The sequence below is a fragment of the Pantoea hericii genome, from assembly GCF_014155795.1.
GTDB lineage: Bacteria > Pseudomonadota > Gammaproteobacteria > Enterobacterales > Enterobacteriaceae > Pantoea > Pantoea eucalypti.
This window is the reverse complement of sequence record NZ_SCKV01000005.1, coordinates 173,510-194,607: the sequence shown is the minus strand read 5'-3', so window position 1 is coordinate 194,607 and position 21,098 is coordinate 173,510. Positions and strand designations below refer to the sequence as shown.

23 protein-coding genes are annotated in these 21,098 nt (G+C 57.2%); 10 read left to right on the top strand and 13 right to left on the bottom strand.

The window, feature by feature from the left end; genetic code table 11:
- Positions 1-24 precede the first annotated feature (24 nt).
- The 5 genes from H7K52_RS12775 (at position 25) to H7K52_RS12755 (ending at position 4,230) form a co-directional block, all read left to right on the top strand.
- Positions 25-1,056, top strand: coding sequence for a hemin-degrading factor (locus H7K52_RS12775; protein WP_004571228.1), 1,032 nt, complete (start codon positions 25-27; stop codon positions 1,054-1,056).
- Positions 1,053-1,874: a heme/hemin ABC transporter substrate-binding protein gene (locus tag H7K52_RS12770; protein ID WP_004571227.1), complete on the top strand. Its 822-nt coding sequence runs from the start codon at positions 1,053-1,055 to the stop codon at positions 1,872-1,874. Before H7K52_RS12775 ends, H7K52_RS12770 begins: the two co-directional genes overlap by 4 nt.
- Positions 1,867-2,865 carry a FecCD family ABC transporter permease gene (locus H7K52_RS12765; protein WP_039659324.1) on the top strand — a complete coding sequence of 333 codons (999 nt, stop codon included), beginning with the start codon at positions 1,867-1,869 and terminating at the stop codon, positions 2,863-2,865. The genes H7K52_RS12770 and H7K52_RS12765 overlap by 8 nt, the downstream gene beginning before the upstream one ends.
- Complete coding sequence (locus H7K52_RS12760; protein WP_140034091.1) at positions 2,865-3,641, top strand: heme ABC transporter ATP-binding protein; 777 nt, start codon at positions 2,865-2,867, stop codon at positions 3,639-3,641. The genes H7K52_RS12765 and H7K52_RS12760 overlap by 1 nt, the downstream gene beginning before the upstream one ends.
- Positions 3,642-3,732: 91 nt before the next feature.
- Positions 3,733-4,230, top strand: a complete 498-nt coding sequence (locus H7K52_RS12755) for a CinA family protein (RefSeq protein ID WP_039659321.1) — start codon at positions 3,733-3,735, stop codon at positions 4,228-4,230.
- 28 nt (positions 4,231-4,258) lie between these two features.
- On the opposite strand, the gene acuI is transcribed toward H7K52_RS12755, so the two are convergent.
- Positions 4,259-5,242 carry an acrylyl-CoA reductase (NADPH) gene (acuI, locus tag H7K52_RS12750; protein WP_039659320.1) on the bottom strand — a complete coding sequence of 328 codons (984 nt, stop codon included), beginning with the start codon at positions 5,240-5,242 and terminating at the stop codon, positions 4,259-4,261.
- A gap of 561 nt (positions 5,243-5,803) precedes the next feature.
- Between acuI and H7K52_RS12745 the strand changes: the two genes are divergently transcribed.
- Entirely contained in the window at positions 5,804-7,957 is a 2,154-nt protein-coding gene (locus H7K52_RS12745) for an ornithine decarboxylase (RefSeq protein WP_182630105.1), read from the top strand.
- Between the two features lie 926 nt (positions 7,958-8,883).
- Here H7K52_RS12745 and mltC read toward each other — a convergent pair.
- Genes mltC through mutY form a run of 3 tightly spaced genes read right to left on the bottom strand, consistent with a single transcriptional unit; the run spans position 8,884 to position 11,375 of the window.
- Complete coding sequence (mltC, locus tag H7K52_RS12740) at positions 8,884-9,963, bottom strand: membrane-bound lytic murein transglycosylase MltC (protein ID WP_003853410.1); 1,080 nt, start codon at positions 9,961-9,963, stop codon at positions 8,884-8,886.
- 54 nt (positions 9,964-10,017) lie between these two features.
- Positions 10,018-10,290: an oxidative damage protection protein gene (locus H7K52_RS12735; RefSeq protein WP_003853409.1), complete on the bottom strand. Its 273-nt coding sequence runs from the start codon at positions 10,288-10,290 to the stop codon at positions 10,018-10,020.
- A complete protein-coding gene (gene mutY / locus H7K52_RS12730) occupies positions 10,290-11,375 on the bottom strand; it encodes an A/G-specific adenine glycosylase (protein ID WP_003853407.1) in 1,086 nt (361 codons plus the stop codon). Before mutY ends, H7K52_RS12735 begins: the two co-directional genes overlap by 1 nt.
- A gap of 154 nt (positions 11,376-11,529) precedes the next feature.
- On the opposite strand from mutY, the gene trmB reads away from it, so the two are divergent.
- The 3 genes from trmB to H7K52_RS12715 all read left to right on the top strand — a co-directional run bounded on the left by trmB (position 11,530) and on the right by H7K52_RS12715 (position 13,357).
- The gene (gene trmB / locus H7K52_RS12725) at positions 11,530-12,249 is read left to right on the top strand and encodes a tRNA (guanosine(46)-N7)-methyltransferase TrmB (protein ID WP_008925689.1); all 720 of its coding nucleotides are present in this window, start codon (positions 11,530-11,532) and stop codon (positions 12,247-12,249) included.
- On the top strand, positions 12,249-12,575 hold the full coding sequence (locus H7K52_RS12720) for a YggL family protein (protein WP_003853403.1): 327 nt from the start codon (positions 12,249-12,251) through the stop codon (positions 12,573-12,575). The genes trmB and H7K52_RS12720 overlap by 1 nt, the downstream gene beginning before the upstream one ends.
- A gap of 65 nt (positions 12,576-12,640) precedes the next feature.
- The gene (locus H7K52_RS12715; RefSeq protein WP_003853402.1) at positions 12,641-13,357 is read left to right on the top strand and encodes a YggN family protein; all 717 of its coding nucleotides are present in this window, start codon (positions 12,641-12,643) and stop codon (positions 13,355-13,357) included.
- 50 nt (positions 13,358-13,407) lie between these two features.
- Here the strand turns inward: H7K52_RS12715 and hemW are convergent, their stop codons facing one another.
- Genes hemW through H7K52_RS12695 form a run of 4 tightly spaced genes read right to left on the bottom strand, consistent with a single transcriptional unit; the run spans position 13,408 to position 16,429 of the window.
- Positions 13,408-14,547 carry a radical SAM family heme chaperone HemW gene (gene hemW, locus H7K52_RS12710; protein WP_140034089.1) on the bottom strand — a complete coding sequence of 380 codons (1,140 nt, stop codon included), beginning with the start codon at positions 14,545-14,547 and terminating at the stop codon, positions 13,408-13,410.
- The gene (locus H7K52_RS12705; protein WP_039660709.1) at positions 14,540-15,133 is read right to left on the bottom strand and encodes an XTP/dITP diphosphatase; all 594 of its coding nucleotides are present in this window, start codon (positions 15,131-15,133) and stop codon (positions 14,540-14,542) included. The genes hemW and H7K52_RS12705 overlap by 8 nt, the downstream gene beginning before the upstream one ends.
- Positions 15,134-15,154: 21 nt before the next feature.
- Positions 15,155-15,709 (bottom strand): YggT family protein, encoded by a 555-nt coding sequence (locus tag H7K52_RS12700; RefSeq protein ID WP_003853395.1) that lies wholly within the window; start codon positions 15,707-15,709, stop codon positions 15,155-15,157.
- A gap of 12 nt (positions 15,710-15,721) precedes the next feature.
- Positions 15,722-16,429 carry a YggS family pyridoxal phosphate-dependent enzyme gene (locus H7K52_RS12695; protein ID WP_008925687.1) on the bottom strand — a complete coding sequence of 236 codons (708 nt, stop codon included), beginning with the start codon at positions 16,427-16,429 and terminating at the stop codon, positions 15,722-15,724.
- Positions 16,430-16,443: 14 nt separating this feature from the next.
- Here H7K52_RS12695 and H7K52_RS12690 point away from each other — a divergent pair, with 14 nt between their 5' ends.
- Positions 16,444-17,451, top strand: a complete 1,008-nt coding sequence (locus H7K52_RS12690; RefSeq protein ID WP_003853390.1) for a type IV pilus twitching motility protein PilT — start codon at positions 16,444-16,446, stop codon at positions 17,449-17,451.
- On the opposite strand, the gene ruvX is transcribed toward H7K52_RS12690, so the two are convergent.
- From ruvX to endA, 5 genes are all read right to left on the bottom strand, one after another.
- Complete coding sequence (ruvX, locus tag H7K52_RS12685; RefSeq protein ID WP_003853387.1) at positions 17,445-17,864, bottom strand: Holliday junction resolvase RuvX; 420 nt, start codon at positions 17,862-17,864, stop codon at positions 17,445-17,447. The genes H7K52_RS12690 and ruvX overlap by 7 nt on opposite strands.
- Positions 17,864-18,427 (bottom strand): YqgE/AlgH family protein, encoded by a 564-nt coding sequence (locus H7K52_RS12680; RefSeq protein ID WP_039660716.1) that lies wholly within the window; start codon positions 18,425-18,427, stop codon positions 17,864-17,866. Before H7K52_RS12680 ends, ruvX begins: the two co-directional genes overlap by 1 nt.
- Positions 18,428-18,514: 87 nt before the next feature.
- Positions 18,515-19,459: a glutathione synthase gene (gshB, locus tag H7K52_RS12675; RefSeq protein WP_110411027.1), complete on the bottom strand. Its 945-nt coding sequence runs from the start codon at positions 19,457-19,459 to the stop codon at positions 18,515-18,517.
- Positions 19,460-19,546: 87 nt separating this feature from the next.
- On the bottom strand, positions 19,547-20,278 hold the full coding sequence (gene rsmE, locus H7K52_RS12670; protein ID WP_008925685.1) for a 16S rRNA (uracil(1498)-N(3))-methyltransferase: 732 nt from the start codon (positions 20,276-20,278) through the stop codon (positions 19,547-19,549).
- Between the two features lie 70 nt (positions 20,279-20,348).
- Positions 20,349-21,053 (bottom strand): deoxyribonuclease I, encoded by a 705-nt coding sequence (endA, locus tag H7K52_RS12665; RefSeq protein WP_008925684.1) that lies wholly within the window; start codon positions 21,051-21,053, stop codon positions 20,349-20,351.
- Between the last annotated feature and the right edge of the window lie 45 nt (positions 21,054-21,098).

Below are 21,098 nucleotides of genomic sequence, written 5' to 3'. Positions count from 1 at the left end.
GGCATTACTAAGAGAGCCTGAGTCATGAACCCGATTTATCAGCACTATCTTGCCCTTAAAGGTGAACAACCGAAGAAATATGCCCGCGACCTGGCTGCGCTGATCGGCATCAGCGAAGCGGAATTGTGTGAAGCGCGCATCGGCGTTGATGCCGTGGCGCTGAAACGCGATTTTCCGGCGTTGCTGAAGGCACTTGGCGCAGTCGGCGAAACCAAAAACATTACGCGTAACGCTTATGCGGTACATGAACATCTGGGTGAATACCACAATGTGCAGATTGGCGCACATGGTGGCCTGGTGCTTAATCCCCGTGCACTCGATCTGCGCCTGTTCGTCGGTCAGTGGTGCAGCGCCTTTGCTCTGCAGGAGCCAACCGGGCAGGGCGTTCGTCACAGTATTCAGATCTTTGATCGTCATGGCGATGCGGTGCTGAAAGTTTACGTCACGGAGCAGACCAACATGGCAGCGTGGCAGACGCTGATTGCCGACTTTACCGACGCCGCGGCGACGCCGCTTGTGGTTGAGCCGGCTGCTGCAGCTCCCCTGACTGAGGCGGTTGATGCCACCGCCATCGACCGTGAATGGCGCGCCATGACCGATGTTCATCAATTTTTCGCGTTGCTTAAGCGCCATCAGGTGTCACGACCGCAGGCGTTTCGCGCGGTGGGTGACGATCTCGCCAGGCAGACCGGTAACGATGCGCTTGAGCGCCTGCTACAGATGGCACAGCAGGCGGGCAATGAAATTATGATTTTTGTCGGCAACCGTGGCTGTACTCAGATTTTCACCGGCAGGGTAGAGAAGCTGCAGCCAGTGGAAAACTGGCTCAACATCTTCAATCCGCAGTTCACACTGCATCTGATGGCTGATCAGATCAGCGAAAGCTGGGTAACACGCAAGCCAACGGGCGATGGCTTTGTTACCAGCCTGGAACTGTTCGCCGCCGACGGCACACAGATCGCCCAGCTCTACGGTCAGCGCACGGAGGGTACGCCAGAGCAGTCAAGCTGGCGCGAGCAGATTGGCGCACTCCACACGCCGGGAGCGGCGGCATGAAAAGAGTGATGTTGTTATGGCTGCTCATGACGCTGCCATCACTGGCGGCGGAGCGGGTGGTGTCGATTGGCGGTGACGTCACCCAGATTATCTATGCGCTGGATGCCCAGTCACAGCTAGTGGCGCGCGACAGCACCAGTCTGCGCCCGGCGCAGGCCACCCGACTGCCGGACGTGGGTTATATGCGCCAGCTCAACGCCGAAGGCATTCTGGCACTGAAACCAACGCTGGTGATCGCCAGCGAGCAGGCGCAGCCGTCGCTGGTACTGCAACAGATTGCCCGCGCGGGCGTCAGGGTGGTCACGGTCAGCGGCGACAGCAGCCTGCAGGCGATCCCGCAGAAAATTATCACTGTGGGTCAGGCGCTGCAGCGTGAAAGCGAAGCTCAGGCTCTGGCACGGCAAATGACGCAGCAGATTCGCCAGTTGCCGCAGCAACCGCTGCCGGTAAAAGTGCTCTACATCATGGCGAACAGCGGCATGAAATCGATGGCGGCTGGAAATCAGACTGCGGCCGATGGCGCCATTCGCAGCGCCGGGCTGGAGAATGCTATGGGCTCGGTGCCGCACTATCAGGCACTGTCGCAGGAAGGGGTGATCGCCGCCGCGCCGGATCTGGTGGTAATCGGCGAGGATGGCTTGAAAACGCTGGGCGGCGAAGCGCAGCTGTGGCAGTTACCGGGTCTGACGCTGACACCTGCCGGGCAGCAGCACCGTCTGCTGGTGATCGACACCATGGCACTGCTGGGGTTTGGCCTTGATACACCGCGGGCAATCGTGAAATTGCGTCAGGCGGCGGAATCGCTGAACCATGATTAAGGATAATGCGCTGCGTGGCCTGTTGCTGATGCTGATCTTCCTGCTGGCGGCGATGGTGCTGGCGGCAAATCTGGGGGCGATGTCGCTTTCAGTGCGGGCGCTATGGCAGGCACCGCTTAGCGATCTTATCTGGCAGATCTGGCTGGATATCCGCCTGCCGCGCGTGCTACTGGCGGTGGTGATGGGCATGGCGCTGGCAGTCTCTGGCGCGGTGATGCAGGGTGTTTTTCGTAACCCACTGGCCGATCCCGGTCTGCTGGGGATCAGCAGCGGGGCGGGACTGGCGGTGGCACTGGCAATCATTATTCCGTTGGCGTTGCCGGCACCACTGGCATTGTGGCTACCGATGATCGCTGCGTTTATCGGCAGTCTGCTGGTGACACTGCTGCTCTTCAGTTTCAGTCGGCTGGCGCGCGGCAATCTTTCGCGGTTGTTGCTGGTCGGTATTGCGATTAATGCGTTGTGCGGTGCGGCGGTAGGCGTGCTGTCATGGCTGAGCAACGATCAGCAGCTGCGCCAGCTGTCGCTGTGGGGCATGGGAAGCCTTAGCCAGACACAGTGGCCCGCACTGCTGATTTGCCTGCTGCTGATTCTGCCAGCCTTGCTGCTGCTACAGACTCGCGCCCGCCACCTTAACCTGCTGCAGGCGGGCGAAGAGGATGCGCACTACATGGGAATTGATGTGAAGCGTACTCAGCATCAGCTGCTGATCCTCAGCGCGCTGCTTGTCGGTACAGCGGTCTCGGTCAGCGGCGTGATCGGCTTCGTCGGACTGGTGGTGCCACACGTGATGCGTTTTTGCCTTGGCGGCGATCATCGCTGGCTGCTGCCCGGCTCAGCACTGGCGGGGGCTATTCTGCTGCTGCTGGCCGATACGCTGGCGCGCACTCTGGTGGTTCCGGCCGAGATGCCAGTCGGGCTACTGACCAGCCTGATTGGCGGTCCGTGGTTTCTCTGGCTGATTCTGCGTCAACAGCGAGGGCTGGAGTGATGGAAATTTTACAGGCCAGGGGATTGTGTCTCGCGCACGGCGACAAAACCGTTATCGATAATCTCGACGTCACGCTGTCAGGTGGAGAGCTGGTGGCGCTGATTGGTCCCAACGGCGCAGGTAAATCGACGCTACTGCGGATGCTGACGGGATTTCTGTCGCCCGATCGGGGCGAGTGCTGGCTGGGCGACCGACGGCTGACGACATGGCCGCGTGAGCAGTTGGCACGACGTCGGGCAGTGATGCGCCAGCAGAACAACCTGACCTTTGCACAGTCAGCGCAGTCGGTCGTGGCGATGGGCCGTGCGCCCTGGCCGGAAGCGCAGACGACGCAAATTGTGGCTGAGGTCATGCGGCTGACCGGTTGTGAAGGGCTGGCGCAGCGCGATTACCGCCAGCTCTCCGGCGGTGAACAACAACGGGTGCAGCTGGCGCGGGTGCTGGCACAGCTCTGGCTGGAGGGAAGACCACGCGGCTGGCTGTTTCTGGATGAGCCGACCTCGGCGCTGGATCTCTTCTGGCAGCAGCAAACCTTGCGTTTACTACGCCAGCTGACGCGCGCCGGAGATCTCACCGTCTGTACCGTGTTACATGACCTTAATCAGGCTTCATTGTGGGCCGATCGCATACTGCTGCTGCACGCAGGCCAACTGGTGGCACAAGGCTCGCCGCAGGCGGTAATGACGGAAGCGACGCTGACGCGCTGGTACCAGGCCGATCTTCAGGTAGTGGCACATGCCGGAAGTGGACAGCCGCATATCCAGCTGCGTATCTAGACCGTTTCGCTTTAAAAACATTGTGTTGCGCGCTTTGAATCGCTGATTTTGCGCTATACCTGGAGTTCCGGGCAGCCTTAAGGAGACCATAATGGCAAAATCATTAGATCAAACCGCTGAGCAACTGGGTAATATTTTACTCTCCTCCGGACTTCATCTGGCGACCGCCGAATCCTGTACCGCCGGACTGATCAGCATGACGCTGGCCGCCGTGGAAAACAGCGGTGACTTCTATACCAGCGGCTTCGTAACCTACAGTGAAAATGCCAAAACGCGTCTGCTGGGGGTACATCCAGACACGCTGAAACAGCACACGGCGGTGAGCGAGAAAACAGCGAGGGAGATGGTGCAGGGAGCCTGCGCCCGCTCTGGTGAACCGGTAGGACTTTCAATCACCGGCTATGCCGGACCGGACGGCGGCGAGGATGGCACACCGGCAGGCACTATCTGGTTTGGCTGGGTCTTGCCCGACGGAAGGGATGAGGCGGAGTGCCACCAGTTCAGCGGCGATCCAAAATCGGTGATGGAGCAGGGCACGCAGTTCGCGCTGGAAGGGCTGATCAAACGGCTGCAGCGAGCCGATCGATAAAGGCGCGATTCACGCGCCTTTAAAAGCGTTAGCGGCAGTCGACAATAAGGCGGCCCTGCACATTGCCCTCCAGCAATGCCTGCGCACCTTCTCTGGCTTCACTCAGCGGAATGACCCGGCTCAGCTTATTGAGCCGTTCACTATCCATCAGCTCGCCGAGTCGCTGCCACGCCTGCTCACGAAGTGGCTTCGGACACATCACGCTATCGACCCCGGCCAGCGTAACACCACGAAGAATAAAGGGTGCAACGCTGGCTGGCAGATCGAGTCCCTGCGCCATACCGCAGGCGGCAACCGCGCCGTCACGCTGCGTAGCGGCCAGCACATTGGCCAGAGTATGACTGCCGACGCTGTCTATCGCGGCGGCCCAGCGCTCTTTTGCCAGCGGTTTGCCAGGCTGGGAAAGCGCTTCACGGTCAATGACCGATGCCGCGCCCAGCGTCTCGATCAGATATGCAGGGTCGCTGGTGCGTCCGCTCGACGCAACTACTTCATAGCCCAGACGCGCCAGCAGGCTGACGCTGTAGCTGCCGACGCCGCCACTGGCCCCGGTCACCAGCACCGGTCCGCGTTCCGGTGTGATGCCCTGTTTTTCGAGCGCCATCACACAGAGCATCGCGGTCAGCCCCGCTGTACCGATGGCCATGGTTTGCAGCGGACTCAGCGCTGCGGGCACACGGACCAGCCAGTCGCCGCTGACGCTGGCTTTCTGCGCCAGGCCACCCCACTGTTTTTCGCCCACGCCCCAGCCCGTCAGCAGCGCCACATCATCCTCTTTCCAGTCGGGATGGCGGCTGGCGGTCACACGCCCCACAAAGTCGATACCTGGCACCATCGGGAACTGGCGCACTATCGGGCCTTTGTTGCAGATAGCCAGGGCATCTTTGTAGTTCAGGGATGAGTAGCTGACGTCGAGTGTGACATCGTGGTCGGGCAGTTGAGATTCGGGGAGATCTTTCAGCAGGGAACGGTAACCTTGTTCGTCATTTTCAATGACCAGTGCCTTGAACATGCAGCCTCCGGCAGAGTGGGAAAGAGGGATCAGTTTACGCCTGACAGCAGTAATGCGGTAGGGCAATGGCCGCCTCGCCAGGTGAAGCGGGTGGCTGGCGCGGAAAAGCGTGCTGACAGGAGTGTAGAGGCTGATGCATAAATTTGCATATAATTCAGATAATTAGTCGAATTGTGAATTTTTTATGATAAATAGGCTATAAAAATCATGTTGTTACATTTTTGCAGGGTGACTGAATAATTGTCCGGGTCGGGTTGTCCACGTATAAAAAAGATGACATTATGACCGCCACTTTTTGACCCTGCTTCTTCATCACAGAGGACGTCGCCATGTCCGGTTCACCGCGCACTCGCCCGGATTACCGTTCGCTTTTTCCGGCGCACATCGTGTTTTCCACATTGCCGAACGCTTCGTTATTTCTCATGCGGTGAGGCCAGCCAGGCCGCGGTTGTGGGGCTTTTCTCCATGGGCTGCGTAATGCCTTTCTGTTAATAATTCGCCGGGGCGCTGTCCCCATGATTGTGCCTCAGGCACTTCCTCCCTGACGTTAGGGATTCTGTTATGACTCCACTGAAAATTGCTGCCAGCGCCGCTGTCGCGCCCAGTCTGACCCTGAACACCTCGCGTGACGTAGTGACGCTGGATAACACCGACTTTACTGATGTGGCAGCGGTTGTCGTTTCGCTGGCAGATACCCGCAGCGGTGTACTGGCGCTGCTGCGGCATACCGGCTTTAATCTGCCGGTGTTTGTCGCAAATGCGTTTGAAGAAGAGGTGATGCACCTGCCCGGCGTCAGCGGTGAGCTGAATGGCGAGCCGCAGGAGTGGATAGCGCTGGAAGCGGCTGCGCAGGCGTATGAAGCTGAGCTATTGCCACCCTTTTTCGAGACGCTGACCCGCTATGTCGACATGCAGAACAGCACCTTTGCCTGTCCCGGCCATCAGGGCGGCGCGTTTTTTAAAAAGCATCCGGCGGGTAAACAGTTTTATGACTTTTACGGCGAGAATGTTTTCCGTTCTGATATGTGCAACGCCGACGTCAAACTGGGCGATCTGCTGATCCACGAAGGCTCAGCCAAAGATGCGCAGAAGTATGCAGCAAAGGTATTTAACGCCGACAAAACTTACTTTGTGCTTAACGGCACCTCCAGCGCCAATAAAGTAGTGACCAATGCGCTGCTGACCCGCGGCGATCTGGTGCTGTTTGACCGCAACAATCATAAGTCTAATCATCATGGCGCATTGATTCAGGCGGGCGCGACCCCGGTTTATCTTGAAGCGGCACGTAACCCCTTCGGTTTTATCGGCGGCATTGACGCGCACTGTTTCGATGAAGCCTATCTGCGCGAGCAGATAGCGACAGTGGCACCAGAGCGCGCGACAGAGGCGCGGCCTTTCCGTCTGGCGATCATCCAGCTGGGCACCTACGACGGTACGGTTTACAACGCACGTCAGGTCGTAGATCGTATTGGTCATCTGTGTGATTACATCCTGTTTGATTCCGCGTGGCTCGGCTATGAGCAGTTCATTCCCCTGATGGAGGGCTGTTCGCCGCTGACGCTAGAGCTGAATGAGAACGATCCCGGCATCTTTGTCACGCAGTCCGTGCATAAGCAGCTGGCAGGTTTTTCACAAACCTCGCAGATCCACAAAAAAGATAATCACATTCGCGGACAGCGGCGTTTCTGTCCGCACAAGCGACTGAATAACGCTTTTATGCTGCATGCATCAACCAGCCCGTTCTATCCGCTGTTTGCCGCGCTGGATATCAACGCCAGAATTCATCAGGGCGAAGCGGGGCGTCGCATGTGGGATGAGTGCGTCATGGTGGGCATTGATGCACGTAAAGCGATCCTGGACCGCTGTGAAATGATCCTGCCGTTTGTGCCGGAGACGGTAGAGGGTCAGCGCTGGCAGGATGCGCCCACTGAAACGATCGCCCGCGATCTGCGCTATTTCAGCTTTGAACCCCAGTCGAAGTGGCACGGCTTTGCGGGTTACGCCCGCGATCAATATCGGGTCGATCCCTGCAAGCTATTGCTAACCACGCCGGGCATCGATGCTGCCAGCGGCGAATACAGTGATTTTGGGATCCCCGCGACCATACTGGCGAACTACCTGCGTGAGAACGGCATTGTGCCGGAGAAGTGCGATCTCAACTCGATCCTGTTCCTGCTGACCCCGGCTGAGAGTCCGGAGAAGATGGCGAATCTGGTGGCGATGCTGGCGCAGTTTGAGCAGCATGTAAAAGAGGATGCGCCGCTGGCCGAAGTGCTGCCGACGATTTATCGCAAGAATGCGCAACGCTATGCCGGCTATACTCTGCGTCGCCTCTGTCAGGAGATGCACGATCTCTACGTCAGTCACAACGTTAAGGATCTGCAGCGTCTGATGTTCCGCGCTGCGGAGTTCCCGCCAGTGAGGGTCAATCCGCAGGATGCGCATCAGGCTTATATTCGCGGCGAAGTGGAGCTGGTCCCCATTGCCGATGCAGCCGGGCGTGTCGCTGCTGAAGGCGCGCTGCCTTATCCTCCTGGCGTGCTGTGCGTTGTGCCAGGTGAAGTGTGGGGTGGCGCGGTGCAGCGTTATTTCCTGGCGCTGGAAGAGGGGCTTAACCTGCTGCCGGGCTTCTCGCCGGAGCTGCAGGGTGTTTATACCGAAGAGGATGACCAGGGACAGAAGTATCTGGTGGCGAATATGATAGTGGAGCGCTGATCTGAGCGGGGGCAGAGGCGGGTAGCGGCCCGCCGGGCCTTTTTGTTCGCTGCGCGAACGGGCGCTGAGAATTTTTCGTTCGCCTGCCAGCATACTGACGCTGAGCGGGTTCCGTCCGCCAGGCGTGGGGGAGTTTCAGTTCGCCTGAGCAGGCGGACGTGTAAAGGCGTCCGCCCGCCCCTTAACAATCCCGGCGTCCGGCTGCCTGCGCGCCCCGCTTTGCGGGGTGCCTTCGTCACGCCCTGCGGCCCGAGGACCGTCCGGACTCGCCATCCCTGGCTCGTTCCGTCCTTTCGCCGACGTCCTGTCGGCTCATCCTGGCCTCCGGTTGTTCCTCAGCGCTTCGGACGCCTCTGGTAAAACCCCTGCCTGCGATTTCTTTTTGCTTTCTGTGGTGCGGCGCTGTCTGATGGACCGAAAGCAAAGCTAATTTTGAAAACTTTCAGCGACAATGAATCAACATTTAAAGAAGAGATAAAAGCGGGGAAAGGGAGGCCGTCAGAACCGCTGAGCGGATGAGGGATTTCAGGACGAGCGACAGGGATGTCGCGAAGAGGCGGGTTCGCGCCAGGGATGGCGCGTCCCGACGGTCCGTGAGAAATCCTGAAGAAGCGAAGGGATCGCGAAGCGGCGGTGAAGCAGGCCGGAGCCCGGGGTCAAGGGGGCGCGGCGACTGGCGCCCCCTTGTTGGTCGCCTGCAGAGGCGTGACTGAAACTGCCCAGCATGCCAGGCGAACGAAACCTTCTCAGCGCCTGTTCGCGCAGCGAACCATCGGCCAGGCGGTCGGAACCCGCTCAGTGCCAGCTCGCTGCCAGGCGAACGAAACCTTCTCAGCGCCCGTTCGCGCAGCGAACAAACACCAGCTTCAGCTCCGTACTCAAGCCCCGTTCGCGCAGCGAACAACAACCCCGCTTCAGCGGGCCGATCAGAATCCCCGATAACTCTTCTGCGCAGTACTCACCTTATACAGATAACGACGCGACTCCGCCGATGGGTGCTGGTTCGCCAGGGTCGAGTAAACCTTGCTGGATGACATACCGTTGATCATCGAAAACGCCCGATCTTTATCGCTGGAGAAGACGCGCAACACGCTGCCTGCACCACCGTTATAGGCGGTGATCACCGCATAGCGGCGTGATACCGGATCCTGAATGCCGCCCAGATAGCTGCGCTGCAACAGCGACAGATAAGCCGTACCGGCATCAATATTGTTCTCTGGATCCAGCAGATAACTGCGACTCGGCTTGCCCCATTTACCCTTCATGCGGAAGACGTCAACACCGGCGGTGTGCTGCACCACCTGCATCAGACCCAGCGCATCAGAGTGGCTTACGGCGTAGGGGTTAAAGCTCGACTCGGTCTGCATAATCGCCAGGATCAATGAGGCATCGACACCATACTGTTCGGAAGCTTTACGCACCATCGGCAGGTATTTGTGCGCACGTTTGTCCAGGTGGTTCGGCACCATCGGAATCGAAATGCTGTAAATCACATGCAGACCCGAAGTGCGACGCATCAACTTATTCTGGATCAGATAGTCAGCAAAAGCTTCCGCGCGGCCCTGCCAGCGAATCGGCTGACCGGTGTTATCCAGCACCTGACCATAGAGCAGCGGCTCTTTACTGATCTCGATGTCGTTGGCGTCAGAATAGAGATCGACATTACCCGGATCTTCACCAATCAACAGCGTGGTCACGATCGCCTGACGCAGACTGGCCATCGGATCGGTGCCAGAAATCGTCTCGATGGTCAGCTTACCGCTTTCAAAGTTGATGTGGCTGCGGGTGTAATAGTTGTCGCTGTATTTGACGTAATCTTTTGGTCCGGCGATCAGGACCTCATTGATACCCCAGATATTCTCAATATTATGAGCAAACTGCCCCATCAGAATATCAAAGGCGTTGGTGTCTTTTACCCACTCCTCGTGGGTCTGCTGCTTCTTTGACCCGGAGCAGGAAACCAGAAGTGGTGCTATCACCAGCAGGGCGATTAATTTTTTATTCATTGGGAATGCAAGCCTGACCTGGATAACCGGCCTCAGTGATGAGGCCCGGAATGTTTACGCTTCTGGCGGTGTATAGCCTTCGATATGAACGTCTTTACCTTCGAACAGGAAATTGATCATCTCCTTCTCCAGCACTTTACGATCTTCGGGATTCATCATGTTGAGCTTTTTCTCGTTGATCAACATGGTCTGTTTCGCCATCCACTTCTGCCAGGCTTCTTTGGAGATGTCGTTGTAAATACGCTTACCCAGGTCGCCCGGATAGAGCTGAAAATCCTGACCTTCCGCGTCGCGCTGTAAAAAAGTACAAAAAATGGTGCGGCTCATTACTCTTCCTCATTAATCTCACAACTGTCCAAAGCCAGTTGTCGGGGATGGCGCAGCTCGTGTAACAGGCGCTCAACGGGTGCAGCTAATCCCACAGATGGTGGCAGCGCTAAGTTATACCAGAGACCGCCTGCTTCATCCATCGCCGCCCCGGCAGAAGGCCATGACAGCCACATTGGCACGATATCAAGATGGAAATGGCTGAAGGTGTGACGAAACGCGGTTAGCTGCTGCGGTTTTGCATGGATGCCACGCGCCGTCAGCCAGTCGGTGAGCGCCGTTTCGGTGGTGAACTGCGGGAAGCAGAACAGACCGCCCCACAGGCCCACAGGCGGACGCTGCTCCAGCCAGACATCATCGCCATCCTGCATCATCAGGAACCAGCCGCTGCGTTCCGGCAGCACCTGCTTAGGTTTCTTGCCGGGATAGCTCGCCCAGCTGCTGCTGGCGTACGCCTCACAGCCGCTGTTCAGCGGACAGATTTCACACTTCGGCTTCGATCGGGTACAGACGAGAGCACCCAGATCCATCATTGCCTGATTAAACTGGCTGACGCCCTCGGCAGGGGTGACCTCTTCACTGATCTGCCAGAGACGCTTTTCGACCTCTTTTTTACCCGGCCAGCCGCCAATGGCATAGCAGCGAGCCAGCACACGCTTGACGTTGCCATCCAGAATCGGGAAGTGCTGGCCCAGCGACAGCGACAGAATCGCGCCGGCCGTGGAGCGGCCAACGCCGGGCAGGGCAGAGACATCATCAAAATTACGCGGGAACTCGCCCTGATGCACTTCAACAATCTGCTTTGCGGCTTTATGCAGATTACGCGCACGGGCGTAGTAGCCGAGCCCGGTCCAGAGGTGCAGCACCTCATCGAGCGGTGCCGCAGCCAGATCGGTAACCGTGGGGAAGCGCGCCATAAAGCGTTCAAAATAGGGGATTACCGTGGCAACCTGGGTTTGCTGTAGCATCACTTCAGAGAGCCACACCTTATAAGGCGTTTTCTCCAGCTGCCACGGCAGGGTTTTGCGACCAAAGCGCTGATACCAGTCCAGCACCTGTTGCGCGAACTGCGGCGCTTGCATCATAAGAAGGAAATTTTCCGTGTTTACTCTACACTCAGGCAGGAATTCCAGCACATGCGCACCTGGGTGTAAACCGGAAGATTGCAAAGGCTTGCTTCTGCTTATGAACTTTGCATAATGCCCGTTTCCCGGAACAGGCTAACCAGCAGGCTTTTACATGATTAATGACGTCATCACCCCAGAATTTGATGAGAACGGGCGGCCATTGCGCCGGATCCGTAGCTTTGTGCGCCGCCAGGGTCGCTTAACAAAAGGCCAGCAGCAGGCGCTGGACACCCTGTGGCCGATCATGGGGGTGGAATATCAGCCGGAGCCTGTCGATCTGCCCGCATTGTTTGGCCGCGAAGCCCCGGTGACGCTGGAGATTGGCTTTGGCATGGGTGCCTCGCTGGTCACTATGGCGCAGAACACGCCGCATCAGAACTTCCTGGGTATTGAAGTGCATGCGCCAGGCGTAGGTGCCTGTCTGGCTTCCGCGAAAGAAGCCGATGTGCAGAACCTGCGGGTAATGTGTCATGACGCGGTGGAAGTGCTGGAGAAGATGATTCCGGATAACTCACTGCGTATGGTTCAGCTTTTCTTCCCCGATCCATGGCATAAAGCGCGCCACAATAAACGCCGTATCGTTCAGGTGCCTTTCGCCGAGCTGGTGATGCGTAAACTGAAGCTGGGCGGCGTTTTCCACATGGCGACCGACTGGGAAGCCTACGCGGAACATATGCTGGAAGTGATGAACAGCATTTCTGGCTACCGCAACCAGTCAGAACAACAGAATTACGTGCCGCGTCCTGAGACGCGTCCACTGACCAAGTTTGAGCAGCGCGGGCAGCGTTTAGGCCACGGCGTATGGGATTTAATGTTTGAGAGGGTGAAATAATGGCCACACAACGCAGCCGCCGTTTACGTAAAAAACTGCACATCGATGAGTTTCAGGAACTGGGCTTCTCGGTTGCCTGGCGTTTCCCGGAAGGCACCAGCGAAAGCGAAATTGATGAGACGCTGAACCAGTTCATCAACGAAGCGATCGATCCTAACGGTCTGGCTTTCGATGGCAGCGGTTACCTGGTGTGGGAAGGTCTGGTTTGCCTGCAGAAAACCGGCAAATGTACTGATGAACATCGTGCGCTGGTTCGCAAATGGCTTGAAGACCGCAAGCTGCAGGACGTGCAGATGACTGAACTCTTTGACGTCTGGTGGGACTAAGTCGTCACACCGTGTCGGGCTGAGGCCCGATCAAAGGGTTTCAGACCCGATCTTAGGGAGTAGATATGATGCGTAAAACGCTTCTTGCTGTGCTGCTGGTAGCAGCAACTCAGGCTCAGGCAGCCTATGAATGCAGCGTTAAGCCTCAGGACGATGTGGTCATCAGACCACAGAGTGTGCAGGTGGTCGGTGCCAACGGCAATATGGAAATCTCGCCGCAGGGCGACGTGCAGTTCAATGGACAGAAGGTCACGCTGGATAATGCTGAGCGCCAGAAAGCGATCGACTATCAGAACGCGCTGCGTCGCGATCTGCCGTGGATCGACAGCGGGGCGACGTCACGTCTGGAGAAAGGGCGGGCGGCACTGGATCGGGTCATCGTTGAGAAACTGGGCACCGACAGCAACGTGCGCAATCGCCTGACCACACTGAATGGCCAGCTGAAACAGCAGATGAATCGCATTATTGAACACCGTGAAGACGGGCTGACGTTCCACCATCAGGCGATTGATCAGGTGCGCGCCGAAGGTGAAAGGCTGGTGCAGTCGACGCTGGGCGGCGTGATGCAGGATAGTCTGAATGAGATGGGCAGTAAGCAGGGCAGCGGTGGAAGTAATCCCCTGCAGGCGATTATGGGGAATCTTGGCGGTTTGCAGCAGTCGATTCAGGCTGAGTGGAGCAAACAGGAGCAGGATTTCCAGAACTTCGGCCACGAGGTGTGTAATCGCGTTATTTCGCTGGAAGATCAGCGTAAACAGCTTACGGGCGCACTGAAAAAATAAAAAACGCCTCAGCCTGCCGGGCTGAGGCGTTTTTTTTAACCCTTCCTCGCCTATTCTTCCGCTAAAAACAGCTCCAGCAGCGAGTTCAGGAAGAGTTTTCCTTTCTCCGTAATCTGCCACTGCTCAGCGGTTTCTATCACGTAACCGGCGGCAATCGCGGCATCCATCTGTGGACGAATCACCTGCTCTGACAAGCCGGTGTAGCGGCTGAATTCGTCACGCGGCGCGGCCTCCAGCAGGCGAAAGCGGTTCATAAAATATTCAAACGGCTTGTCGCTATCGGCAACGTCGTACTGCTTTTCGCGATAGTTGCCCTGCATAAACCCACGCGGATGACGGGTTTTCACCGTGCGAACAATGCGGCCATCTGGCTGCGTCAGCTTGCCGTGCGCGCCACATCCAATTCCCAGATAGTCGCCGAAGCGCCAGTAGTTGAGGTTGTGTTCACAGCGATAACCCGGCTTCGCGTAGGCGGAGGTCTCATACTGCTGATAACCGGCCGCCTGCAGCAACTGATCGCCCTGTTCGAAAATATCCCACAGCGCATCATCATCCGGCAGCACCGGCGGGCGTGAGCCAAACAGGGTGTTGGGTTCGATAGTGAGCTGATACCAGGAGAGATGCGGCGGATTCAGCGCAATCGCCTGACGTAGATCATCAAGCGCCTCTTCCAGCGACTGATCGGGCAGGCCATGCATCAGGTCGAGGTTAAAGCTGCGCAGCGACAGAGACTCCGCCAGTTCAGCGGCGCGGACGGCCTCTTCCGGGCCATGAATGCGGCCAAGACGCTGCAGCTTTTGCGGGCTGAAACTTTGCACGCCAATCGAAATACGGTTAATACCGGCGCGCTGATAGGCACTGAACCGGTCCGCTTCCACGGTGCCCGGATTGGCTTCCATGGTCACCTCGGCATCAGGGGAGAGCGTCAGACGCGCCCGCACACCATCCATCAGCATCTGCATCGCGCTGCTGCTCAGCAGGCTGGGCGTGCCGCCACCGATGAAGATCGTGCGCACTTCACGGTCACCGATCAGCGGCAGGTCGATCTCCAGATCGCGCAGCAGGTGCTGTACGTATTCAACGTGCGGCACCTCATCTTTTAGCGCATGGGAGTTAAAATCACAGTAGGGACATTTCTGTACGCACCACGGAATGTGGATATAGAGACTTAAAGGCGGCAGATTAGGCATTACGCATGGCTTCCAGCAACAGCGTCAATGCTTTACCCCGGTGAGAAGCTGCACCTTTTTCCGCTTTACTCAGCTCGGCCGCTGTTTTACCCAGCGCCGGGACAAAGAAAATCGGGTCGTAACCAAAGCCACCGGTGCCAGAGGCGGAGCGGGTAATCTCACCCTGCCAGCTGCCGTGGAACACCAGCGGGGTCGGGTCTTCCGCATGACGCAGATAGACCAGCACGCAGTGAAACTGCGCCTGGCGCTGACCGTCAGGCACATTTTCCAGCGCCTGCAGCAGCTTCTCCAGGTTCTCTTGATCGCTGGCCTCTTCACCGGCGTAGCGCGCAGAGTAGATGCCAGGCGCGCCGCCCAGCGCATCCACGGCCAGGCCGGAGTCATCGGCAATGGCCGGTAATCCGGTGATCTGTGCCGCGTGACGCGCCTTGAGAATCGCGTTCTCAATAAAGGTCAGGCCGGTCTCATCCGCCGATTCAACCCCAAGGTCAGTCTGCGCGACGATATCCAGACCAAAGGCGGAGAGTAACTCCGCCAGCTCACGCACTTTGCCGGGATTGCCGGTTGCGAGGACAACTTTTTGCATAACAGTTCCAGTTTGATTCATTTACAGCAGATACCAGAGACCCGGGAACAGGTCCATGCCGAGAAAGTTCAGGGCATACAGCACCAGGATGACGATCATCGCTGAGAAATCGATGCCGCCCATCGCAGGCAGAATACGGCGAATCGGTGCCATCATCGGCTCGGTTAACTGCACCAGCAGATAATCGACAGGACCCCGACCCTGGCTAATCCAGCTCATCAGAGAGCGTACGATGATGACCCAGAAGACCAGATAGCCGGCGGATTTAACCAGCGACAGCAGGCCGACCAGCAGATTAGTCGGATCGACCGAGAACACACCCACCTGGATTAGCAATAAAATCGGGTATTTCAGCGTGGTCAGCACAAAGGCCAGCAGCAGTGAAGCAGTATCAATCGGCCCCAGAGCCGGCAGTATGCGGCGCAGTGGCTTAACAACCGGCTGTGTCACTTTAACGACAAACTGTGCCACTGGATTGTAAAAATCGCAGCGGGACCACTGCATCCAGATGCGTAACAGCAGCACCATGACGTAGAGATCGATCAGCGTTTTTACTAAAAACGTCAGTGTTAACATGAAGTTCCTCTATTATTGTTGTGAGTTGTGCGCATAATCTCGTGCGCCAAAAATGGCGGTGCCGATACGCACCATCGTACTGCCTGCGGCGATTGCCGCCTCCATGTCATCGCTCATTCCCAGTGAAAGCGTATCAATATCCGAATACTGCTGTTGCAACTGCCGGAAGGCTTCCGCCATCTGCTGACACACTGCCAGCTGACGCTGATAATCGCTCTCCGCAGCCGGAATCGCCATCAATCCCCGCAGCCGCAGTTGCGGCAGCGCAGCAATCTGCTCCGCCAGCCCGGAAACGGCCTCCAGCATGATGCCAGATTTGCTGTTCTCGTCACTGATATTTACCTGAATTAACACATTCAGCGGTGGCAGCGAGGCGGGCCGCTGATCGCTGAGCCGCTGCGCAATACGCTGGCGGTCAATGGTGTGACACCAGGCGAAATTTTCTGCCACCAGACGGCTTTTGTTGGACTGCAGCGGGCCGATGAAGTGCCACTCCAGCTCAGGATGTGCGGCCAGTGCCTGGACCTTTTCAACCCCTTCCTGAACGTAATTTTCACCAAAGCCAATCTGGCCTGCGGCAAAGGCTTCTTCGACCGCGCTCGCAGGTTTGGTTTTACTGACTGCAAGCAGGGTAATTTCTTCTGGTGCGCGGCCGCACTGCGCGGCAGCGGCGGCGATTCGCTGCCGCACTTGCTGTAGGTTCTGCTGGATTGAGGTCATAGTCAGGAGAAATTATGAATCTGGATGAAATGGTGGAGCTTAGTGTAAAGCATAATGCCGTCGATCTGCACCTTTGCAGCGGACATTTGCCCTACTGGCGACGGCAGGGACGGCTGGAGGCGATTCCACAGCAGGCCGTGCTCTCTGCTGACTGGATGGCGCAGTTTATGGCCCGCTGGCTCAGTGACCCGCAGTGTCAGGAACTGGCGAGCACAGGGCAGCTCGATTTCGCCCTGAGCCTGGCCTGCGGCCAGCGTCTGCGCGCAAACCTGTTTAAGCAGCGTAACGGCCTGTCACTGGCGCTGCGCATTATTGCCTCTGTGTGCCCGACGCTGGAGAGCCTGCAACTGCCTGCTATTGTGCCGACGTTACTGACGCAGCAGGATGGGCTGATTCTGGTGACCGGTGCCACGGGCAGCGGTAAATCTACCACGCTGGCGGCGCTGGTCGATGCGCTGAACGGACAGCAGGCGCGCCATATCATTACGCTGGAAGACCCGATTGAATTTATTCACCACAGCCAGCAGTCGCTGATTCAGCAGCGCGAAATCGGCCTGCACTGCAGTTCGTTCGCCCAGGGGATAAAGGCGGCACTGCGTGAAGATCCTGACGTCATTCTGCTGGGCGAACTGCGCGACAGCGACACAATCAGACAGGCGCTAACGGCGGCAGAGACCGGCCATCTGGTGCTGGCAACGCTGCACACACGTGGCGCAGCACAGGCGGTAGATCGGCTGGTGGATGTCTTCCCGGCGGAGGAGAAGCATCTGGTGCGCACTCAACTGGCAGGCAGCCTGAAAGCGGTGATTGCACAGAAACTGGTGCCGTCTGCTGCCGGGTCGCGCATTGGACTGTTTGAGCTACTGATTGCCACGCCTGGCATCACGAATCTGATCAGGGAAGGCAAGATGCACCAGATCCCGGCAATGCTACAGACCGGCGCACAGGCCGGTATGCAGACGTTTGAGCAGAGCAGGCTGGCGCGTCAGGCTGACGGGCTGATTAAGCCGGAAGGTCAGTAATGGTTTTCGAACCAGTCCTGCAAAATGATGGCAGCAGACTGTGAATCAACCGACCCTTTATTGAGCGCGCGATAACCACCACGTTCAAACAGGCCAGCACGCGCTTCTACCGTGCTGAGTCGTTCATCCTGAAGCTCTACACGAATGCCAAAGCGACCGTGCAGACGGTTAGCAAATTTACGCGCGCGGTCAGTTAACGGCTGCTCAGTGCCATCCATATTGAGCGGTAAGCCGACGACCACGAAATCGGGCTGCCACTCTTTCAGCAGCTTTTCGATCACCAGCCAGTCCGGAATGCCATCCTGCGCTTTCAGGGCGGTCAGCGGTCGGGCGCTGCCAGTGAGTTGCTGCCCTACGGCGACACCAATACTTTTGGTGCCGAAATCGAAACCTAACAGAGTTTGAGTTGACATCAGGCGTGTCCGGCGTCGCTGGCCATGTTGTGAATATCGACGCCAATACTGCGCGCCGCTTCGCGCCAGCGCTCTGAAATCGGCGTCTGGAACAGGATGTTGCTGTTAGCTGGCGTCGTCAGCCAGGCATTTTCCATCAGCTCATTCTCCAGCTGATCTTTTTCCCAGGCACAGTAACCCAGCGCGACCAGCACATTGGTGGGCTGAGACGCCGTGCCGATGGACTCCAGCACGTCACGGGACGTGGTGATGATCGTGTTATCGGATACACGAATGCTGGAGGTAAACGTGCGTTGGGCTGAGTGCAGGATAAAGCCACGATCTTCTGCCAGCGGCCCGCCGGTAAACACCGGTTTATCCAGCTTGATCGACGGATCGCGATCTTCAGCAGAGATTTTCAGCTTCTTCAGAATGCCTTCAACCGTCAGGTTTTCCATGGGTTTATTAATGATCAGTCCCATTGCACCCTCTTCGTTATGTTCACAGATATAGACTACGGAACGTTTGAAGAAAGGATCCTGCAATGAAGGCATGGCAATCAAAAAGTGATGTTGTAAATTCATTGTCACACGATGTACCAAAAAAATAACCGGCACGCGACGACCGCACCGGTATTGGGTTGATCACGGAGCCTCGCCCCGGCGTTTTGCTCAGCCCAGGCGTTTCTCAATGGCATCCATCAACATGCCGGTGATGGAGATCGGGAACGCAGCCTCAATTTCACGTATGCAGGTTGGGCTGGTCACGTTAACTTCTGTCAGTTTATCACCGATGATGTCCAGACCGACAAAAATCAGTCCTTTTGCTTTCAGCGTCGGGCCAACACGACGTGCAATTTCCCAGTCGCTTTCGCTTAACGCACGTGCTTCACCACGCCCACCAGCCGCGAGGTTGCCACGCGTTTCACCGCCCTGCGGAATACGTGCCAGGCAGTAAGGCACCGGCTCGCCATCCACCACCAGCACGCGTTTGTCACCCTCTTTGATTGCCGCAATGTAGTTCTGCGCCATGCAGAAACGACTCTCATGCTCGGTCAGGGTTTCGGTAATCACGCCAAAGTTAGGATCGTCTTTCTTCACGCGGAAAATAGACGCACCGCCCATACCATCCAGCGGCTTCATGATGATATCACCATGCTCCTGCCAGAAATCACGCAGCTGCGCTTTGCTGCGGGTGACCAGGGTGTCCGGCGTAAACTCGGCGAACCAGGCGGTGTAGAGCTTTTCGTTACAGTCGCGCAGGCTCTGCGGCTTATTCACGATCAGCGTACCCAGCTCTTCAGCGCGCTCCAGAATGTAGGTCGCATAGATGAACTCGGTATCGAATGGCGGATCTTTACGCATCAGCACCACGTTCAGATCAGCCAGCGGGATCACCTGCTCGCTGCCGAACTGGTACCAGTTCTCAGGGTTCTCCTCAACGGTCAGCAGGCGGGTGCGGGCAGACGCCACGCCACCACGCATGGAGAGATCGTGCATCTCCATGTAGTGAATTTCGTAACCACGGCGCTGTGCTTCCAGCAGCATGGCGAAGCTGGAGTCTTTTTTAATATTGATGGACGAAATAGGGTCCATCACGATGCCAAGTTTAATCATTATTATCTCCTCGGTGAGGCGGCATTGACCGCCTCGTCTGGTTCGGTCTGCAGTGGGCCGATGAGTCAGGACCGCTGAAAGTATCGCTTAACCCAGGTCGCCAAACCTCACCTGAAGTGCCGTAATGGCCGTCAGCGCGGTAGTTTCGGTGCGTAATACCCGTGGGCCAAGCAAAATGTCAGTAAAATCGTGCTGCGCCGTCATCGCAATTTCGTCCGCAGACAAACCGCCTTCAGGACCAATCAGCAGTCGTACCCGCTCAACAGGCTGTGGCAGCGTGTTGATGCTGTGACTGGCGCGGGGATGCAGGTTGAGCTTTAAACCGCTGTCAGCTTCCGCACACCAGGCTTCCAGTGTCATCGCTTCACGAATCTCCGGCACGCGATTACGTCCGCACTGCTCGCAGGCGGCAATCGCAATTTTCTGCCACTGCTGGATTTTTTTCGCCAGACGCTCAGCATCAAGCTTTACGCCACAGCGCTCGGAAAACAAGGGTGTAATGATATTCACGCCCAGTTCGATCGATTTCTGGATAGTGAATTCCATTTTTTCACCGCGCGACATCACCTGACCTAAATGCAGATGTAAAGGCGACTCGTGATCGTCCGGCTGGCTCTCTGTGACGGATACTTTTACACGCTTTTTATCAACATGCGTGATCTCTGCTGCAAAAGTCAGATTAGTGCCATCAAAGAGTTCCAGACGCTGACCTGCCGTCATCCGGAGCACGCGGCCTACATGATTGGATGCATCTTCATCCAGGGTAATTTCACTGCCGATGTCCAGGGGTTCGGCGTGATAGATGCGAGGTATGCGCATAAGATTCCTGAGACCGGACGCCGCGCTGCAGCGGCGTCATGGGAAAAAGAGCTAGTGTAGGGCAGGGATTTTAGCGCTGGCAAGCCTGCTGCACATAAGGATTGTGATTGCCCTGAACCTTTGCAATGCGCTGGTCGCGTTCGCACTCCCATTGGGTGACGGGATAGAGCCTGTCCCAGGCGGTAAACAGCTGCGTCTGCTGGCGCGAAATGCGCAGATGATACTGGTCGCGCATGTAGAAATAGGTGCGGGCAATGGCGCCACGCGCACGAGCGGGTGGCTCTGCCTGTTTGAGTTTAAAATCGATCTTCATCTCACACTGGCCGTACTGCTTCTCGCTGCCGTTCCATTGACTGTAGGCGAAGTTGCCACGGTCGCCATTCACTTCACCCACCGCAGGTTCCAGATTGTGCAGGTCAGTTTCAATGCGGCGATAGTCGGGATCTTTACTGCAGTTTTTGCGGCCTCCCTCCTGCCAGCACTGGCGCTGATGACCGAATTCCCATGCCGGCATCACATGTTCCCACTCAATACGTGCAGCGCGGTTCGCATTTTTGCGCACCTGGTAACCACAGCTGCTGAGATCGGGCGTGCCTTTTTTTCCCTGCCACTGAATTTTACAGCCGCAATAAAACGAACCTGGCGCATCGGCATTGATCGCCGCCGCAAAGGTTTTGGCCTGCTGAAAGTTATTCTGATGATAGTTATTCAGGTTGAGGGCGTCAGCGGCGGGGACAAACAGCAGTGCAACCGCCAGACTTAAAATGCGAGACATATTCCAGCTTCTACCTAATACGAAAAAGGGCGGCAGGTTAACAGA

Coding starts and splice junctions, on each gene's coding strand:
- H7K52_RS12690 (WP_003853390.1), top strand. CDS start 16,444: ATGAATCTGGATGAAATGGTGGAGCTTAGTGTAAAGCATAATGCCGTC.
- mutY (WP_003853407.1), bottom strand. CDS start 11,375: ATGATGCAAGCGCCGCAGTTCGCGCAACAGGTGCTGGACTGGTATCAG.
- gshB (WP_110411027.1), bottom strand. CDS start 19,459: ATGATTAAACTTGGCATCGTGATGGACCCTATTTCGTCCATCAATATT.
- ruvX (WP_003853387.1), bottom strand. CDS start 17,864: ATGTCAACTCAAACTCTGTTAGGTTTCGATTTCGGCACCAAAAGTATT.
- H7K52_RS12720 (WP_003853403.1), top strand. CDS start 12,249: ATGGCCACACAACGCAGCCGCCGTTTACGTAAAAAACTGCACATCGAT.
- H7K52_RS12695 (WP_008925687.1), bottom strand. CDS start 16,429: ATGACCTCAATCCAGCAGAACCTACAGCAAGTGCGGCAGCGAATCGCC.
- endA (WP_008925684.1), bottom strand. CDS start 21,053: ATGTCTCGCATTTTAAGTCTGGCGGTTGCACTGCTGTTTGTCCCCGCC.
- H7K52_RS12735 (WP_003853409.1), bottom strand. CDS start 10,290: ATGAGCCGCACCATTTTTTGTACTTTTTTACAGCGCGACGCGGAAGGT.
- H7K52_RS12700 (WP_003853395.1), bottom strand. CDS start 15,709: ATGTTAACACTGACGTTTTTAGTAAAAACGCTGATCGATCTCTACGTC.
- hemW (WP_140034089.1), bottom strand. CDS start 14,547: ATGCCTAATCTGCCGCCTTTAAGTCTCTATATCCACATTCCGTGGTGC.
- H7K52_RS12760 (WP_140034091.1), top strand. CDS start 2,865: ATGGAAATTTTACAGGCCAGGGGATTGTGTCTCGCGCACGGCGACAAA.
- H7K52_RS12770 (WP_004571227.1), top strand. CDS start 1,053: ATGAAAAGAGTGATGTTGTTATGGCTGCTCATGACGCTGCCATCACTG.
- H7K52_RS12705 (WP_039660709.1), bottom strand. CDS start 15,133: ATGCAAAAAGTTGTCCTCGCAACCGGCAATCCCGGCAAAGTGCGTGAG.
- H7K52_RS12755 (WP_039659321.1), top strand. CDS start 3,733: ATGGCAAAATCATTAGATCAAACCGCTGAGCAACTGGGTAATATTTTA.
- trmB (WP_008925689.1), top strand. CDS start 11,530: ATGATTAATGACGTCATCACCCCAGAATTTGATGAGAACGGGCGGCCA.
- acuI (WP_039659320.1), bottom strand. CDS start 5,242: ATGTTCAAGGCACTGGTCATTGAAAATGACGAACAAGGTTACCGTTCC.
- mltC (WP_003853410.1), bottom strand. CDS start 9,963: ATGAATAAAAAATTAATCGCCCTGCTGGTGATAGCACCACTTCTGGTT.
- H7K52_RS12765 (WP_039659324.1), top strand. CDS start 1,867: ATGATTAAGGATAATGCGCTGCGTGGCCTGTTGCTGATGCTGATCTTC.
- H7K52_RS12680 (WP_039660716.1), bottom strand. CDS start 18,427: ATGAATTTACAACATCACTTTTTGATTGCCATGCCTTCATTGCAGGAT.
- H7K52_RS12775 (WP_004571228.1), top strand. CDS start 25: ATGAACCCGATTTATCAGCACTATCTTGCCCTTAAAGGTGAACAACCG.
- H7K52_RS12745 (WP_182630105.1), top strand. CDS start 5,804: ATGACTCCACTGAAAATTGCTGCCAGCGCCGCTGTCGCGCCCAGTCTG.
- rsmE (WP_008925685.1), bottom strand. CDS start 20,278: ATGCGCATACCTCGCATCTATCACGCCGAACCCCTGGACATCGGCAGT.
- H7K52_RS12715 (WP_003853402.1), top strand. CDS start 12,641: ATGATGCGTAAAACGCTTCTTGCTGTGCTGCTGGTAGCAGCAACTCAG.